The 17185-nt window shown below is 40.2% G+C and carries 10 protein-coding genes; 1 reads left to right on the forward strand and 9 read right to left on the reverse strand.

The genetic code is table 11. The annotated features are described in order from the left end of the window. Nucleotides 1–111: 111 nt before the first annotated feature. Nucleotides 112–1506, reverse strand: a complete 1395-nt coding sequence (locus JL001_RS21925; RefSeq protein WP_200979947.1) for a cellulase family glycosylhydrolase — start codon at nt 1504–1506, stop codon at nt 112–114. Between the two features lie 290 nt (nt 1507–1796). Further along, a complete protein-coding gene (locus tag JL001_RS21930; protein ID WP_200979949.1) occupies nt 1797–2789 on the reverse strand; it encodes a YhdH/YhfP family quinone oxidoreductase in 993 nt (330 codons plus the stop codon). 129 nt (nt 2790–2918) lie between these two features. Between JL001_RS21930 and JL001_RS21935 the strand changes: the two genes are divergently transcribed. Continuing rightward, complete coding sequence (locus tag JL001_RS21935; RefSeq protein WP_200979952.1) at nt 2919–3254, forward strand: helix-turn-helix domain-containing protein; 336 nt, start codon at nt 2919–2921, stop codon at nt 3252–3254. A gap of 158 nt (nt 3255–3412) precedes the next feature. On the opposite strand, the gene JL001_RS21940 is transcribed toward JL001_RS21935, so the two are convergent. The 7 genes from JL001_RS21940 to JL001_RS21970 all read right to left on the reverse strand — a co-directional run bounded on the left by JL001_RS21940 (nt 3413) and on the right by JL001_RS21970 (nt 16873). Beyond that, a complete protein-coding gene (locus JL001_RS21940; RefSeq protein WP_200979954.1) occupies nt 3413–4738 on the reverse strand; it encodes an FGGY-family carbohydrate kinase in 1326 nt (441 codons plus the stop codon). A 447-nt stretch (nt 4739–5185) separates the two neighbouring features. Beyond that, nucleotides 5186–6469, reverse strand: a complete 1284-nt coding sequence (locus JL001_RS21945) for a TIM barrel protein (RefSeq protein WP_200979956.1) — start codon at nt 6467–6469, stop codon at nt 5186–5188. A gap of 2 nt (nt 6470–6471) precedes the next feature. Further along, nucleotides 6472–8580 (reverse strand): bifunctional aldolase/short-chain dehydrogenase, encoded by a 2109-nt coding sequence (locus JL001_RS21950; RefSeq protein ID WP_200979958.1) that lies wholly within the window; start codon nt 8578–8580, stop codon nt 6472–6474. Nucleotides 8581–8775: 195 nt separating this feature from the next. Beyond that, a complete protein-coding gene (gene rhaM, locus JL001_RS21955) occupies nt 8776–9090 on the reverse strand; it encodes an L-rhamnose mutarotase (RefSeq protein WP_200979960.1) in 315 nt (104 codons plus the stop codon). A gap of 40 nt (nt 9091–9130) precedes the next feature. After that, the gene (locus JL001_RS21960; RefSeq protein WP_200979962.1) at nt 9131–10456 is read right to left on the reverse strand and encodes a sulfatase; all 1326 of its coding nucleotides are present in this window, start codon (nt 10454–10456) and stop codon (nt 9131–9133) included. 291 nt (nt 10457–10747) lie between these two features. After that, a complete protein-coding gene (locus JL001_RS21965; RefSeq protein ID WP_236252940.1) occupies nt 10748–13510 on the reverse strand; it encodes an alpha-L-rhamnosidase in 2763 nt (920 codons plus the stop codon). A gap of 522 nt (nt 13511–14032) precedes the next feature. Further along, on the reverse strand, nt 14033–16873 hold the full coding sequence (locus tag JL001_RS21970) for a family 78 glycoside hydrolase catalytic domain (RefSeq protein ID WP_200979964.1): 2841 nt from the start codon (nt 16871–16873) through the stop codon (nt 14033–14035). Nucleotides 16874–17185: the final 312 nt, after the last annotated feature.

The raw sequence follows: 17185 nt of genomic DNA on the forward strand, positions 1-17185 counted from the left end.
AGATTAGAGAACCTGATTTCTTTTAAAGCCATTACCAATAGAAAAAATCAATCGTCTGAATCCAAAAATTACCTGCTTGAAATTAAACCCCTAAATCTCCATTGACAAGCTTTATTTTTGAATGCCCGGTTCTACCCTAAGCTCCAAATGAGCCTCATCTTCGGGCCAAGCCAATACCGTAAATTGCTGCTTGGATTCATCCCATATAAAATTGGCACTATCTATATGCAACTCATTTTTGACCACCTTCAAAGCCTTACTGATTAAGGGGTTATGCACCAAAATCAACTCATCTCCTATCGCAATTGAGAACCCATCCGGATAATGTCTATTGGCTCCGATAAAAATTTTGGAAATGCCTTTACTATTATCTGATACCAAGTTGACCTTTAGTGTTCTTGTGGCAAAATCAAACCTAAAGGAAAAAATATCCCCAGCAATGGCTTGTGGATAGGGACGGGCAATGATATCAGTAATATATTTGCGTTCTACCGTACCTACTCCAATGGGATCACTAAATATCGCCCAGGTCGATCGACCTCCAGAAAGGAAGTTTTGATATTTTCGATTTCCGGAAAACCAGGCTTTGATGGTCCCTACTCCCAAACTGTCAAATAAGTTAACAGTGTGGATATAAAAGTCCATATAATTACGCTGCTCAGCTGCTGAGGAATCGGTGGTCTGAAAGGTAGGAAATCCCCATTCTCCGATTAACATCGGCCCTTTTTGGAGTGAAGCTTCCTTCACAAAACGCATCATGGTCGGCTTTATCCATTCCTTCCTGTTTTGATATATATGAGGTGTAAACACCACATTTTCCCGATTGATGGCAGCAGTAATTTCAGCATATTGGTTGTGGTTGATTGCGTCTCCCTTGTTCATGAAAATGGCCTGACAATACATCAGCTTATCTGGATCCTCCTTCTGACTTTCATCAATAATTTTTTGGTAAAGTGGAACCAAATATTCGGTTGTCAAATCATCGTAAGAAATATCCATCGACTCTTTTCTAGGCTCATTCACCAGATCATAACCTACTACAGCCTCTTGGTTTCTATAACGCTCCCAAATCGTTCTCCAAGCTTCAATATATGTATTGTGCTCATCATTATTATTTTTCCAAAAATCTTCCCAACTGAAATGTTTCACACCATAAACGGTCATTTTAAAAACCGTCTTCATTCCATGTTCTTGCCCTAGGCTTACCAGGGTATCTAGTTTTTGCAGATAAGCATGGTCAAGTGTACAGCCTGGAAAATCACTTAACTTGCCCAGTTCCAACCGAATCACCTGATAGTTGGCTCCCATGCGAACCATTCTCAAATAATCATCCGAGGTATAAAACAATTCTCCCACCGCATCATTGGTATTGATCACAAAACCACGGGGAATAATATGGCGGCCATTTTTGTCTCTTGTTTCGTGGCTAATTTGCCCTAGTGATGGTAAAGCAAAACATATTAGTAAAGCTGTTATGATCACCCCTCTATTCTGACTGTTCAACATTTATGATTTTTTAAGATTCAAATAGCATTTGGATGTCAAATATCCTTTTGTATAAAAATATGCCAAGAAACTTAGTTGATAGTCCAGAAGAGTTGCCAAATCGTCCATAAAAAAAATGCTTTATGACAAAAAGTGGAACTGACTATAGCTTTAAACCTACTGATTTTGAAATTGCATGGTTAATTTAAAATAGAAAAGCACCAATATCTAAAAATAAAATATAGTGCTTTTCTGAAAGGATCAAAGTTCAAATTGCCTTTGCCAAGGTGACTAGGGAAAAATAAATCCCCTTAAATTTTGATTACAACCCTTTTCTTTAACTGTCCTTTTAATATTTTGTCAATATTTTCATCCAAACGATTTAACCCTATTTCATCGACTCTATTACTTAAATCAGGAATTTTCCATTCATCTGAAAGTTTTTGCCAAATCTCTTTTCTCTGAGTCATAGGGAAATTCTGAGAGTCAATACCTATTAAAGAAATTCCCCTTAATATGAATGGGAAAACTGTCAGTTCCAATTTTGGGGAAGCAACATTGCCACAACAAGTAACGCACCCTAGTTGCTGAGTACTTTTAATGATATTTTCCAGAATCACTCCTCCTACAGTGTCTATTCCTCCTGCAAAAGTTGTTTTTAATAGTGGCTTACCGCCGTTATTTTCAAATTCATTCCTGAGGATAACATCTTCAGCACCAAGTTGGATTAAATTCCCCCTTTCACTTTCCTTTCCGGTAATAGCAATAACCGCATAACCTAATTTTGATAATATGGATACACTTAAAGCCCCTACACCACCGGTAGCACCTGAGACCACTATTTTCCCATCTTCCTTTTTTACCGATTGGCTTAATTTCCAAACTGACATCCCAGCGGTCAACCCTGCTGTACCATAAGCCATCGACTCCTTCATTGACAGCCCATCAGGAAGTTTCAAAACCCAATGGGCTGGTACTCGAATATATTCTGCGAACCCTCCATCAGTATTCATTCCTAAATCATAGCTGGTGACAATCACTTTATCTCCTATACTAAATTGACTATCCTTACTTTCTTCCACTATTCCAGCAGCATCAATACCGGGAGTGTGAGGAAAGGATCTAGTTACACCTTTATTTCCTGTAGCAGATAATGCATCTTTATAATTTAAAGAGCTGTAGCATACTCGTACAAGCAATTCCCCCTGGTCGATGGGTTCAATGAGGGTGTCCTCTACGGATCTGATAAAGCCACTTTCATTTTCATGCACACGATAAGCTTTAAATGTTACTTTACTTTTCATAATTTTATTTTTTCATTAGAATTCAATCAATATGAAAATAAAATTACTCGTTACCAATAGCTTACAAATTATGCCAATACTTACATTTTTATCTAAAATGATCTAACTTCGTCCTGAAGCATAAAAAATATGAAAAAAAGTTATTGTCCCATAGACACATTTATTAATGTTATTAAAGGAAAAAGAAAAGGTACAATAATATTGCACCTTGCTCAAAGTGAAAAACGTTATGGGGAGTTAAGTGCGCTATTACCAGACATCAGTGACCGAATGCTGTCAAAACAGTTAAAAGAGTTAGAAGTAGATGGTATTATTTACCGAACTGTATTTCCTGAAATACCTCCCAAGGTAATTTATAGTCTTACAAAAATGGGGAGAGAAATTCATCCAACCTTAAAGACAATGTTTAAATCAGGAATTCTCTTTGAAAAATGGATAGATGAAAACCTCCTTTTAAACCATTAATTGCAATAATTATATTGTAGTTATTTAATTTAGGATTGAAAATACTAGGTCAACCAATTCCTTTTAATTTAAGCTTTTGGACGTTTTTACAATTAAAGTCCAGTTTAAAAATCATCTATTTAAAATTAATTGCTTTAATCTAATACTATTTCCTCGCACTACTTTAACACTAAAGCGGCTCCATAAGCTGAACCCAGTGGAAAATCGGAAAATTCCAATTCACAATCATGCAGGTAGTGCCTCAGCAGTTCCATAAATACTTCGTTATGGACAAAACCGCCATCTATAAAAACTTTGTTAATCTTAGAGCTTCCTTTGGCTAATTTCAATGATGCCACCTGCAACAATGTCAATCCCCAAATCAAGTGGTGATATGCTTCCTCAAAGGAGTCAAAACCCTCAGGATTCCATTCATTTCCTCCAAAGAGTGATTTCACCAAGGGTGTTTCTGCAATATGCTTTGGGCAAAAAGTATTTGTGACGGCCCCATCTTTAATAGGCTGAAGAATGGACCTGTCCGCCTCGACATTCTTGTAATATTTTTCTGGCTTGTTATAATGCTTGTTGATTCTATCAATCTGGTAATTAAACTCATAGCCCATAAAAAAGCGGGACGCTTTCACCGGATTACCATCAATACTCAAAAAATTCAAGCAGTCGTTATCCAATTCCTCCATCGTCAATGGATCTTGGGTAAAAGGATTCAAAGATATACTCCATGTCCCTGTGGATATCAACAAAAAAGGCTCTTTGATCCTTACCAAATAGGAAGCCAAAGCAGAGGAGCTGTCATGGATTCCTACACCTACTTGCACCTCATGGCCGCAAAGCTCACTGGGGTAAGTCTGGCTTGTAGGTACAATTTCAGGCAAGACCCTGTCTATCCCTTCTTGCTTTACCCAATCATGATATTCCCTCTTCTGAAAGTCCCAAAGCCGCGTATGACAGCCTATGGATGTCGGCTCACTGACTGCTTTTCCAGTAAAGAGGTAACTCAGGTATTGTGGAAAATGCAAGGAAGATTTGATCTTTGAAAATAAATCAGGTTGGGTCTTTTTCAACCAATATAGCTGTAATCCAGAATTCAACATCCCCAAGGATGGGGAAGCAGTTTCCAAGCTATTGGTTTCTTCAGGATAACTTTGGTAAAACTCATCAATAATCACCTGAGGTACTTCTTTCAAATAATTATAAAGTGGTGTCAAAGGCTGACCATCTTCATCCAGGTGAACAAAAGTAGCCCCATAGGTAGAGAAGTTCACTCCTTTCAGTTCATAAGCTGAAGATTTGCAAATTCCATCTACTGTAGCTTTAATCCATTCGGTCAATACAGGCAAATCATCACATTCAAAACCATCTTCATCTTTGGTCAAAGGAATTTTGTAGTATTCCTGCTTGACCTCATTCATCTCTTCATCGAACAAGAAGAATTTCTTATTCGTTTTTCCTATGTCAAATATGGCTATTACCGGTAATGGCATCATGGGATCTAGTTAATTAAGCGAGAAATCCGGAATCATTTCAGTACACCTCAAATTAAAAGAGTCCACAAATTCGCCATTGTGGACAAGATTTCACGGATTTTATTTTATTAAATAATTTTTAAAGCAGGTAATTAAACAGTACCGGCAATCCTTATCTTTCTGCAGAGAACTTTGCTTCAAACCTATTAAACCCATTTTTTGAAAGAAAGGACTACCGGAATAACTTTATAATCTGTTAAGATAAATTATTCTATGTTTATTACATTGCTAACATCAAATATTCAATATTTTTAAATAAATGAAGGAAATAACTTCTTTCAAAGTCAAAATAAACCCGACAATTCAGTTCCCTTTTCAAAATGTCCAATTCTCTGAATCTATTAACTAAAGACGATTAAACTGATTGCCGGGATTTATTCTTTATGAGAATAACCTCTTAAATAGAGTTTACAGTCCTGTCGAAACTGTTTTAGCACCACGTGCTATAATCAATTCCTTACGGACATTCAATCTTCTATAAGTACCAATCGGATCCAAGGCTCCTCCAGCTTGTAACCTTGCCTCAGCCAGTAGTGGACGTACATCCGTTCTGTAAGCAGCCTGAAGAATTTCCTGTGCCAATGAAGGATCATTATTTTCCCTTGCTTCCTCTAAAGCCGCTCTATCCACCAACATGGCCTGAGCATAAGCAATTTTGATGGCCTCCAAAGACTGTAGCAAGTCCTCCAATGGATCTTTTAAATTATGGCTGGCATCAATCATCCAAGCTGGGTATGGATTATTAGAAGTGGGATCTTCCATGCCATCCACCAGTTCATTAAAGATCAAAAACAGCTGATAAGGCTTTAATGAACCTACAGTCACATCATCATCTCCATATTTGGAGTCGTTGAAGTGAAAGCCTCCCAACTTACCGACCATCATCAAGGTAGCGACAATCTGTTCAATATTGGTATTGGGCAAATGGTGTCCTAAATCCACCAAGCTAAAAGCCCTGTCACCCAACTTATCTGCCAACATGTGGGAAGATCCCCAATCCTGGATCACCGTAGAATAGAAATTTGGCTCGTATGGCTTGTATTCTACAAACATTTTCCAATCGGAAGGCATGCCCGCATAGATGGCCTGCAAAGACTCCAAAGTTCTTTGGAAAGCCTTTTTAAAGTTCAGCTGTCCTGGAAAAGAAGACCCATCTGCCAACCAAACGGTCAGTGATTTGGAACCTAAAGCTTCTCCATATTTCACCACCTCCAAATTATGGTCAATAGCCTGTTGACGAACGGCTTTGTCCACATGGCAAAGCGAACCAAACTTGTAGGACAGCTTTTGATCCGGCTGATCCTGAAAGGTATTGGAGTTAACCGCATCAAACAGTAGCCCATAACTGTCAGCCAATTGTTTGATGGCTTCCACATCTTCTGGAATATCCCAAGGAATATGTAATGAGATCGCCTCTGCAGACTGACTTAACTGGTGAAGCAGCCCAACATCTGCTATTTTGTCTTCCAAGGTTCCTGGCTCTCCGCCTCCGGAAAAGCGGCCAAACCGGGTTCCTCCAGTCCCTAAGGCCCAGCTAGGAATGGCCACCTGGAATTCTTTCAATTTACCGATTATACTATTTGCATCGATTTCTTTTCTCCCCAGTACTTTGGACAAATGATCAAGACTCTCCCGATGTTCCGAGAGAGTCTGGTCATTTACTTGATTTATTTTTTGTTGATCTAAACGCATAATTATCTTACAAAGGCAGCAGCTACACCACCATCCACATTGAGAATGTTACCTGTTGATTTGCTTAGGTCACCGCCTACAAAGGCGAATACACCGTTAGCAATATCGTCCACACCTATGATCTCGTTCAAGATCGTTCTTTTGGCATAGAAAGATGGTAATTCTTCTACTTTGATTCCATAGGCTTTGGCTCTTCCTGCAGCCCATTCACCTTCCCATATCTTACTTCCTTCGATCACAGCATCTGGATTCACCACGTTTACGCGGATTTTATCCTTGCCCAGTTCCGCTGCCAACAACCTGCTCATGTGGACTTGTGCAGCTTTAGCTGTTCCATAGCCTACATTGTTTGGCCCTGATACCAAGGCATTCTTACTGGCTATATTGATGATATCTCCACCCAGTTTTTGCTCTCTCATGATTTCCACGGCAGCTTTGGAAACGGCAAACTGGCCTTTCACCAAAATATCCTGAAGCAAATCCCAGTCTTTTTCTGAGGTCTGTTCGATCGGTTTGGAAATGGCCAATCCTGCACAGTTCACAATGATATCTACTCCGCCAAACTTCAGCGTTGCGGCTTTTAGTGCGGCAACAATATCATCACCTTTGGTCACGTCCATGATGGCTCCCGCTCCTACATCATTGGAATAAGTAGCTACTGCTTCATCCAGACGGTCTTGATTGATATCAGTGATAAATACACAGGCGCCTTCACTGGCCAATTTGTCGGCAATAGCCTTTCCGATACCGCCAGCACCACCAGTCACCAAAGCAATCTTTCTAGAAAGTGGCTGCTCTTTGGGCATTCTTTGAAGCTTTGCTTCTTCCAACAACCAATATTCAATATCAAAAGCTTCCTGCAAAGGCAATGAAACGTATTCAGATACCGCCTCAGCACCGCGCATCACATTGATGGCGTTGATATAAAACTCACTGGCCACCCGTGCAGTCTGTTTATTCTTTGCATAAGAGAACATACCCACACCAGGCCATAAAATAATTACCGGATTGGCATCTCTAATCGCAGGACTGTTGTCACGCTTGTGGTCTTCGTAATATTTGGTATAGTAAGCCCTGTACTCTTCAAAATCCTTGTCCAGTTTGGCTTTGATTTCCTCCGCATTGCTCAAGTCCACATCTGCTGGAAAATCCAATACCAAAGGTCTGATTTTAGTTCTAAGGAAGTGGTCTGGACAGCTGGTTCCCAATGGAGCTAACTTTTCCAGGTCATGACTGTTAGCAAACTGCAACACTCGCTCATCATCGGTAAAATGGCCCACCATTCTGTTATACCCTGAAGCCAAACCCCTCAATACTGGAGCGATCTTGGCCGCTTGGTCTTTCCTTGCTTCTGGCGCCAGCGATTCAATTTTCTGACCACCAAATACTGGACGGTCCTTGCCATAGTTTTCTTCCAGATAGATGGAAGCCTTATCGATTACCTCCAAGCTGTTGATGTAACATTCGTAAGCGGTATCCCCCCAAGTAAACAATCCATGTCCACCCAACATGATTCCTCGGATGCCAGGATTTTCATTCAAAGCTTTCTCCAATTGTAAAGCAAGGTCAAACCCCGGCTTCTGCCATGGCACCCAAGCAATCTGTCCTTCAAAAAGCTCTTGTGTAATCTTTTCACCATCCTTCGCTGCCGCAATGGCAATCGCCGCATCAGGGTGAAGGTGGTCAATATGTTTGAAAGGCAAAAAAGCGTGTAATGGGGTATCAATGGATGGTGCCTTTGAGTCCAAATCATAAATACAGTGATTGAAAAGACCTACCATCTCATCTTCAAACTCCAAACCTCTGTATACATTTTTCAGGGCATGCAATTTCTCCACATAAAGTCCTGCAAGTCCGCTCTTTTTCAAAGTCCCGATGTCACCACCAGAACCTTTTACCCACATCACTTCCGTTTCCTTTTTGGTCAAAGGATCTGTCTCCATGGTCTTGCAGCTGGTGTTTCCTCCACCATAGTTGGTTATCCGAAGGTCAGCACCCAAAATGTTTGACCGGTAGATCAAAAGGGCCACTTCATCTCCTTCTAGTTCCTGGGCCTTTTGGTCATCCCAGAGGTAATTCACATGCTTAAATGTTCTTTCTAATGTGCTCATTATATTAATTGCTTTATGTTATTATCCTATCATACTTTAATCAAAAGTATTGGTATGTAAGTTAATATGTATCCTGTTTCGTGTTGCGTTAATTTAATATCCTAGCATATTTTGATTTAACACGAATAACATCTTCTGCAGAAAAGGTAAATACCACAACCTATTAAATGACACATCATAATCGTAAAAAAGTAACTAAGGTAAATGAAACACCTCCTCAAGATTAATTGAAATTGGGCTATTATCAGCATTGGTTTCCATAAGTTCGCTCATATGGTCCCACCATTTCCTACATATGGCTGTTTTAGCAATAGACTCCCACTGCTCTTCGGAAGATATCTCTGCATATCCGAACAAATAATTGGTTTCCTTGTCATGAAAAATACTATAGTTGTTGACTCCATGGCTTTTTAACACCTGCTTTAATTCTTCCCAAATTGGATTATGTCTGCGTATATATTCTTCCAGTTGACCTGAATACAACTTCATTTTAAATGCTTTTCTAAACATATTTATTTAGTTTAATTGCCCACCAATCATGAGGATGAGGTTATTTTCTAAATGTCTTTGCTTTATTGGTTAATTCTTGGACCAATTGAGGATGAGCGGCACTGATTTCCCTTTGTTCATAGGGATCTTCAAAGATGTCAAAAAGCTCTATCTTTTCACCTGGCTTATTTTTCTCGTTAGGCACGATTAATTTATAGGGCTTCTGATAGACTATATTATAGAAAAGATCATCTTCAGTGGAATAAAAATCATGATCATAAATCTCACCATAAATATTTTCCCTATGCTCAATGGCCTGTTGGTCCAAGAAATTAATACCTTCCATTTCGTTTGGTTTATCAATATCCAACAAATTTAAAATGGTAGGAACAATATCAATACTGCTTACTAAAGAAGAGGTGTCCATAATTGGGGTAATTTGGCCTTTCCATTTGATCATGATAGGGGTTCTCATTCCCAAATCATAAGGAGCCCTTTTGGATACCTTGTCATAGCCGGAATCCCCCTCGTTCTGTACCCATCCATTGTCACAAACATAAACGAAAATAGTATTTTCCGTAAGCTCCTTTTGATCGATATAATCCATTAATTGTCCACATGTGCTGTCAAACCATTCGCACATGGCCCAGTATTTGGCAACATAGGTTGAAGAAGTTTTGCCAAGGTATTTTTGATACAAGCTATCCGGTGGGGTATGTGGCCCATGCGGCATCATCGGCGCATACCACAAGAAAAATGGCTTTTCTTTCTCTAGGGCATAATCGATATAGCTAAATACTGAATCCATACCATTTCTTCCAATCTTTAGCCCTTCATCTCCATGTCTTCCACCTCGAGTGATATCCCCATGGGTCATTCCCCGATCAAATCCGCCATTCTTAAAGTTGCCTATCCACCATTTACCTGCTTGAAATGATAGATATCCTTTAGGTTTTAACAAATCGGGCAAGGTTTCCAACTTTTCAAAATCATTGATTAATGGCTTAAAGTTTTCTCCTCTGACTTCCTTCCTTTTAGCAGGATTATCGGTAGGCAAAATTCTATCATTCCCCAATATACCGTTCTGTTTAGGATAAAGTCCCGTAATCAAAGAAGCCAGGGAAGGAGAACACAATGATGTCGGCACATAACCTCTGGTGAACGTACGGCCCTCTTCTGCCAACCTATCGATATTGGGCGTTTCAATTTGATCATGCCCCATAAAACTGTAGTCTGTCCAGGCTTGGTCATCGGATAATATTAATACGATATTTGGCAACTTCTGATCTGTCACTTGTTTCTGCTCAGCAGTAGCTTTCTTTTCATTACAGGATGCAAGGCTACCTAATACCGTCATTAAACTGAATAATGCTATGGCTCTTTTCATACTTGTTTTATTTATTAGTTAAGGATTGATCATCCTATGTTCGAGATTTAAAACCGTCTCCGCATAGTGTTCGGGAAATGCACTGCGAGAGGTCAACAATTTTTTATATATTAAAAAGCTGAAGGGCAGACATCAGTCCCCCCTCTTTAGCTCCTAGTCCCTTTAAGTATGAACTCCTGCGCAGATTGAACACCTTGTATATAGCAGGCGTGAGCGGGGTTTTGGCAGTAAGTGCCGTAGCAGCCTCTGTATTCCGGGATTGCCTGCCCCATTACAAAACCAGGTAAATCCCTATTCCATACTATAGTTAATTTGGTAAACTCCTGGTCCAACCTCAAAGTGGAGTGCATTTAGGGATTTCGAAATCTCCACGGTATAATTATCCTTTGCAAAACCACCGTTTACGAAAAGTCCACCTACATTGCTTATGGGCAGCTCTATTTTTGCGGCGGTATTAGGTGGAACAGTGGCATGCAGAGTAAATTCCTTTCCTATTATTTTCCAAGCACTTTTGACCTCTCCATAGATGGTATTTACAGAGGCAGCAGCTGAACTAAGTGGATCATGTGGAAAAGGAGCTATACTTATTTTTTTATAGCCTGCCTCCAATGGAGAAATACCGGCAATCCTTTCGTACATCCACTGGCCGATAGCCCCATAGGCATAATGGTTTAGGCTGTTCATTCGCTGAGGATTAAATCCATCTTCCTTGCTATAACTATTCCAGCGCTCCCAGATGGTGGTAGCTCCCTGATTAATGGAATAAAACCAAGAAGGATAGGTTTCATTGAATAGCAGTTGATACATTAATTCAGTTTCGCCTATTTCATCCAGCACTTTGGCCAATAAAGGTGTCCCTAAAAAACCTGTCCGAAGATGATCGTCTGCCTCATTGATCTTTGCCACTAAGTTCTTCCCTGCCTTTTCTTTTTTAGCTTCAGGCAATAGATCAAAAGCCAAGGCCAATAAATAGGTTGTCTGTGTGGGCATAACGCCAACAACCTGCCCATCGGAATCAAAGAATTGCTGATCAAATGCTTGGGCTACCTTCTGGTACAATTCCCAATATTCTTTGCTTTCATGGGTTTTTCCCAAAGTCTGCGCAGTCTGGGCAGTAAGTTTCGCAGAATAGGCAAAAAAAGCTGTCCCTATCAATGCTGGAGATGTATCACCTCTGTTATCACCTGTTTCTGGGAATGGCTGAAGCCAGTCAGCAAAGGAATTCATGTTTGAAATAAAACTTTCGGCATTCATTTGGTGATGAGCTACCCACTTTTTCATCATTTCATAATTATCCTCTAAGATGGATTTGTCTCCCGTATATCGGTACATTTCCCAAGGGATTATCGTGCATACATCTCCCCAGCCAGAACTTACCTTATTATTCTTAAGGACATCCGGAACTACAAAGGGAATTCCACCATTTTCATATTGAGATTCTCGGACACTTTGTAACCAACTGGCCCAAAAAGGATATACCTCAGCATTAAACAATGAGGTTGGGCCAAATACCTGTGCATCTCCCGTCCAGCCCAGTCGTTCATCACGCTGGGGACAATCGGTAGGTACGTCAAAGAAATTCCCCCTCAGCCCCCAAACGATATTACTTTGCAACTGATTAAGTTTTTCATGGGATGATGAAAAGCTTCCATTTGACTCAAAATCTGAATGTTGAACCACTCCCCGCACCCAATTTTTTGAAGGTGACTTGCTTTGGTCGAATCCGCTTAACTCGATAAATCGAAATCCATGAAAAGTGAATTTAGGCATCCAATCTATCACCCCCGATTCCTTGGCTATATAATAGTCTGTTGATAATGCTCCTCGATAATTTTCCGTATAAAAAGCCCCATCAGGACTGAGCATTTCAGCAAACCTAACCTTTAAGGTATCCCCCTTCTTCATAGGTACCTTAAGATGTGGCACTCCGACCATATTTTGACCTAAATCATAAACTGTTGTATTATCATTTGACTTTACTTCTTTGGGACTTAGGTAGATTTTTGGTTTTATGGAGTGGTGGCGTTTAGGTTCCAAACGGATCTTTGGATCAATAGCCTCTGACTCCACTTTGCTCCAAGTTTGATCATCATATCCATTTTTACTCCATTGACCTAGTTCATAATGGGCATCGTATACTTCCCCATCATAAATCTCGGCTGTTCTAATTGGTCCATTAGTGGTACCTTTCCAGCTCTCATCAGTGGTAATGACAGACTGAGACCCATCCTGGTGGACCACTTCAAGTTGGCACAGAACTTTGGGAGATGGAGTATCCTTCCAGAATGACCTTTCCCATCCTAATCTACCCGAATACCATCCTGCAGCCAATTCGACCCCAATGGTATTCTGTCCTTCCCTTATAGCATCTGCCACATCATACGTAAGGGTTTCTATACGTTCCGCATACGGGGTCCATCCTGGAGGCATAACATCATCACTAACATCTTGCCCGTTAATGCGAACATCAAACACCCCTTTGGCAGTTATATAAAGTCTCGCCCGAATAATATCAGTGGGCAGTTCAAAACTTTTTCGAAGATATTGTGGTCTATGAATAATATTATCCTTCGTCCCCAATACCTTCTCTTCGGCTGTAGGAAGGCCAATCCATTCCCCCTTCCAATCGGAATTTTTCAATAAGCCCAATTCAAAAGTATTGATATCGCTCCATCCTGTTGGTGAATCATCCTGGTTCCAATTCATCACCTGCCAAAATACTTTTTGTCTTGAACCCAATGGCGCTCCAGCATAGTCTATCCAAGCCGATTGTTCACTGGGAACTTTTTTGGAATCCCACAAATCTGCTTTATCCGGTAATAATTCTGGACTGCTGGCTACCAAAAGCCGGTAAGCACTCTGACTATTTATATCTTCAGCTACCGGAAGCTTCCAAGAAAAAGTAGGCTTGGGGTCATAAAAACCTAAAGGGTTAACAAAACCCTCCGAAACAGTCAAGCTACATGGTTCTGTCACCGATTCTTTTTTACAGGCAACAAAAACAGAGAGGATTAGCAACCCCCACAAAAAAATCTGTATATGCTTATTTACCATGGAAATGATCTTTATTCTTTTCAGACTTTATCTTATACCTATTGGCCTATCACCACTTCCCTCCACCTTGCTCCCTCCTAAGTTCCTTGGCCAAAATCACCTCAATTATTTAGATTCTCCTTTATTGATTAAATACACCATGACGGATATGAGGTTTAGAAATATGTAGGATACTGATTGACCCTAAATCAAATATATATGGAATTCCACTTTTATGTATCCTGTATTGGTCTAGGTGAATTTTGAGTTTACTAAAGAATTCAATAATAAATTTCTTAATTGAAAACATAAAAATGATATCAACTCTCTAAATCAATTTTTGCAAAACGTCGTGAATTCACTCCACCATTTTTTACAAGTAATTCATTCTATCCACGTGATTTTTAATAAAGTTTTATGGATAGTTGCTCCAACATCTTAAAAATGGATGTTGGAGCTAGGAGTGTTTAGCATACTTTTTCAAATTTCTGAAACATTAATTCAGGCATTCAACCAAGACTCAATAGACCGAACTGGCACATCCTAATTAGCTTTGCAATAAGACAATTGATAAGATCCAGACCCTAGGACCAATTCACTATTACTCTTAACAGCACCTTTATGCCTGTTCAGAAAATCATCTCCCTTTTCTCCATTTACTGTTAGTGTGGAGAATTCCTCCTCTGAAAGGATCACTTTAGCTTTGGTATTGAAAGGAACAGTTAAACTCATGCTAAAATTAACTCCTTCTACCTTCCAATTATTTCGAATCTCACCATATCTTGTGGGTATGGACACTTTTGTAAAAGTGATTTCTTCAGGGAATACCGGCTCAACCACAAATTCCTTATATCCTACGGCCTTATAAGAAGATTTTATACCTCCTAAGGATTCAAAAAAGTAAGCGGCAAACCCACTATGCATGGGATGGTTTAAGGAATTGGTCAAACCTGACATCTTATCCCATTCAAACTGCCGCTCTGGCCAGGTAGTGAAACCATAATTTAGAATATAGGCTTGACTTGGAAAAGTAGGCGTGGTCAGAATTTTATGGGCCAGATCTGCATGCCCATACCTACTCAACACAGTATAAATATACCTATTTCCATGTATTCCAGTGCTATGGTGTCCTCCTTTCCGGATCTCTATATCATAAACCAGCCCATTGACCACCAAAGCAATTTCTTTTTCTGGAACCATACCAAATTGCAGAGCCATGACCGTTGCGGTCTGGCTACCATACCATTTGTATTCCGTACCTGAAATACCCTCCAGAAACTGTGCATTAAATGCGTCTTTTAGTTCTTGTTGCTCATTAGCTAACTGTGCTTGGTAGACCATGTCCATATTTATCTTGGCAAACCTTTCCATAATCCCTAATACATCATAAAAATAAGCGTTTGCCGAAATCACCGGATGGCATTCCATGGCTCCGGGATTTAACCGTCTGTCCCAACGAGGAGGACACCAGTCCCCCATTCCGTTCTGTACCACCCCCTTGTCATCTTTGAAAGTCAGGTAATAATTGGTGAGTACTTTCATTTCTTCATAATATTCCCTGACCATCGCTGTATCTCCATAATAGACATAATTATACCATGGCAAATACATCGTGGCCACCCCCCAGTCCAACTTTGCAATGGAAGATGTCCTTTTTCCGGGTGCGATCATCGTTGGTACCTGAAAAGTTTTTTCTGGTTGGTTTTCACCTGGTACAGGACGCATTTGGGTTCTGATATCCTCCATGTACTTTTTGTAAAAGTTGTTCAGTTCATAATTGTACAATGCATATTCACAAAAGGCATGGGCATCCCCCAACCACCCACACTTTTCCCTGTGTGGACAATCTTCTGGGATACCATGGATATTGCCTTCAATTGTCCATTTACTTACTTCGTGCATTTTATTGAGCAATAAGTCAGAACTATTGAAATACCCTTTGTTTTCGATATCGGTGGCCACCATAACCCCTTGGATGGTCTCTGCATCTGGCTTACCCGAAAGTCCAGAAATTTGAACATACCGAAAGCCATGGTAGCTGAATTTAGGTTCCCAACTTTCCTTTCCCTCTCCCTTACAAATATATCTGTACAGCTGTTTCATACCATTTGCGCCACCTCCTGTAGAGCCCGGAAAAATCGCCGTACCATCTTGGGTCAATGACTCTGTAGCAATACTTTCGATAACGGTTCCCTCCTTTTCAGCAACTGAGAGCTTAATCCATCCGGCGATATTTTGACCGAAATCCACAATCCAGTCCCCTTTCTCTCCCTTAAAAATACGCTTGGGATCGAAGGTTCTCAGTTTTTTTATAGGGGGAATTTGTTGCGCACTAATGTTGGTCACTTTCGGGGATACTTCCTTAGCCTGAAGCCAAATGGAATCATCATACCCAACCTGAGACCAATCTCCTAGTTCATACCGGGCATCATACGTATCTCCTCCATAGATATTATCAAAGACAATTGGCCCTGTTGATTCTTTCCAGCTTTGGTCACTGCTCACCGTAGCAATACTCCCATCTAAATAGGTTATCTCCATTAGTAGCCGTACCGTAGGAGTACCAAATGACAGATCCCTTTCCGACTCTGGATCATTCTTCCATGAAATGTTTTGTCCATAAAAACCATTCCCCAATATGATCCCAACAGCATTATTGCCACGCCTCAACGCTTCGGTAATATCATAGGCCACATAATAAGCCTGCTTGTCGTAGTTGGAGGGGGCAGGATCCAGGACATGATCGCCCACTTTTTCCCCATTGATCAGTAATTCATAATATCCCAATCCACATATATAGGCGCGCGCTTCCTTAATGGCTTTTTTTGATTGAAATTCCTTTCTGAAATATCCGGCCGCGTGGCTTGTCACCTTGACGGGATCTTTCATAGCTCCTGTTTTATAATCCCTGAACCGATGGGGCGATTCTCTGGTGTCCTTGCTTAAGCCAATCCACTTTGATGATCCCCAATTACTGGAATCCACTAGTCCCATTTGGAAGTACTGGGTTGGTGACCAGCCTGTCACCTCGCCATTTTCGTCCCAGATACGTACTTTCCAATAATATTTTTGTTTGGGCTCCAAATTCCCCCCATCATATGTTATTCCAACGGATTTATTGGATAATATCTTGCCGGAACTCCAAAGGTCTCCATGATCATCGTTAAGTAATTCTTTATTTGAGGCCACAAGAATCTCGTATGCTGTCTGCTCCCTACCATAACCAGGAGCATTCATCACCCATGTGAAAGAAGGTGCTGTATCGATACAGATCGGATTGGTTTGGGAATTGCATGTAAGGTCCGAAAACTCCAATGTTTGTGCAGTAAGTAGCCAAGAAATACTGCAAAGAAAAAACAATATGAGCATTTTTATACTCTTCATAATTAAAGTCGTCTATTTAGGTTAATTGACTTAGGACAATTAATAAGGCCATTTACATTGAACGGTCCTGATTATTGGAGCATTTCCATAAAACCAGTAAGCCACGTTTCATACTACCGCAATTTTTTGAAGTGTAAAAAATGGCGTCCACCAATTACACTGGTAGACGCCCAAACCCAATTACCATCAATAATAAATGCAGAATTTTGACTTTGCAAAATAGCATTACCACTAATTAATAATTTGACCCTTAGAATACTCAGATCAATACGCACAGAAAGAAATCTTTAAAACCCTAAAAAAAGATTCCTT

The organism is Echinicola sp. 20G (assembly GCF_015533855.1).
Taxonomy (GTDB): domain Bacteria; phylum Bacteroidota; class Bacteroidia; order Cytophagales; family Cyclobacteriaceae; genus Echinicola.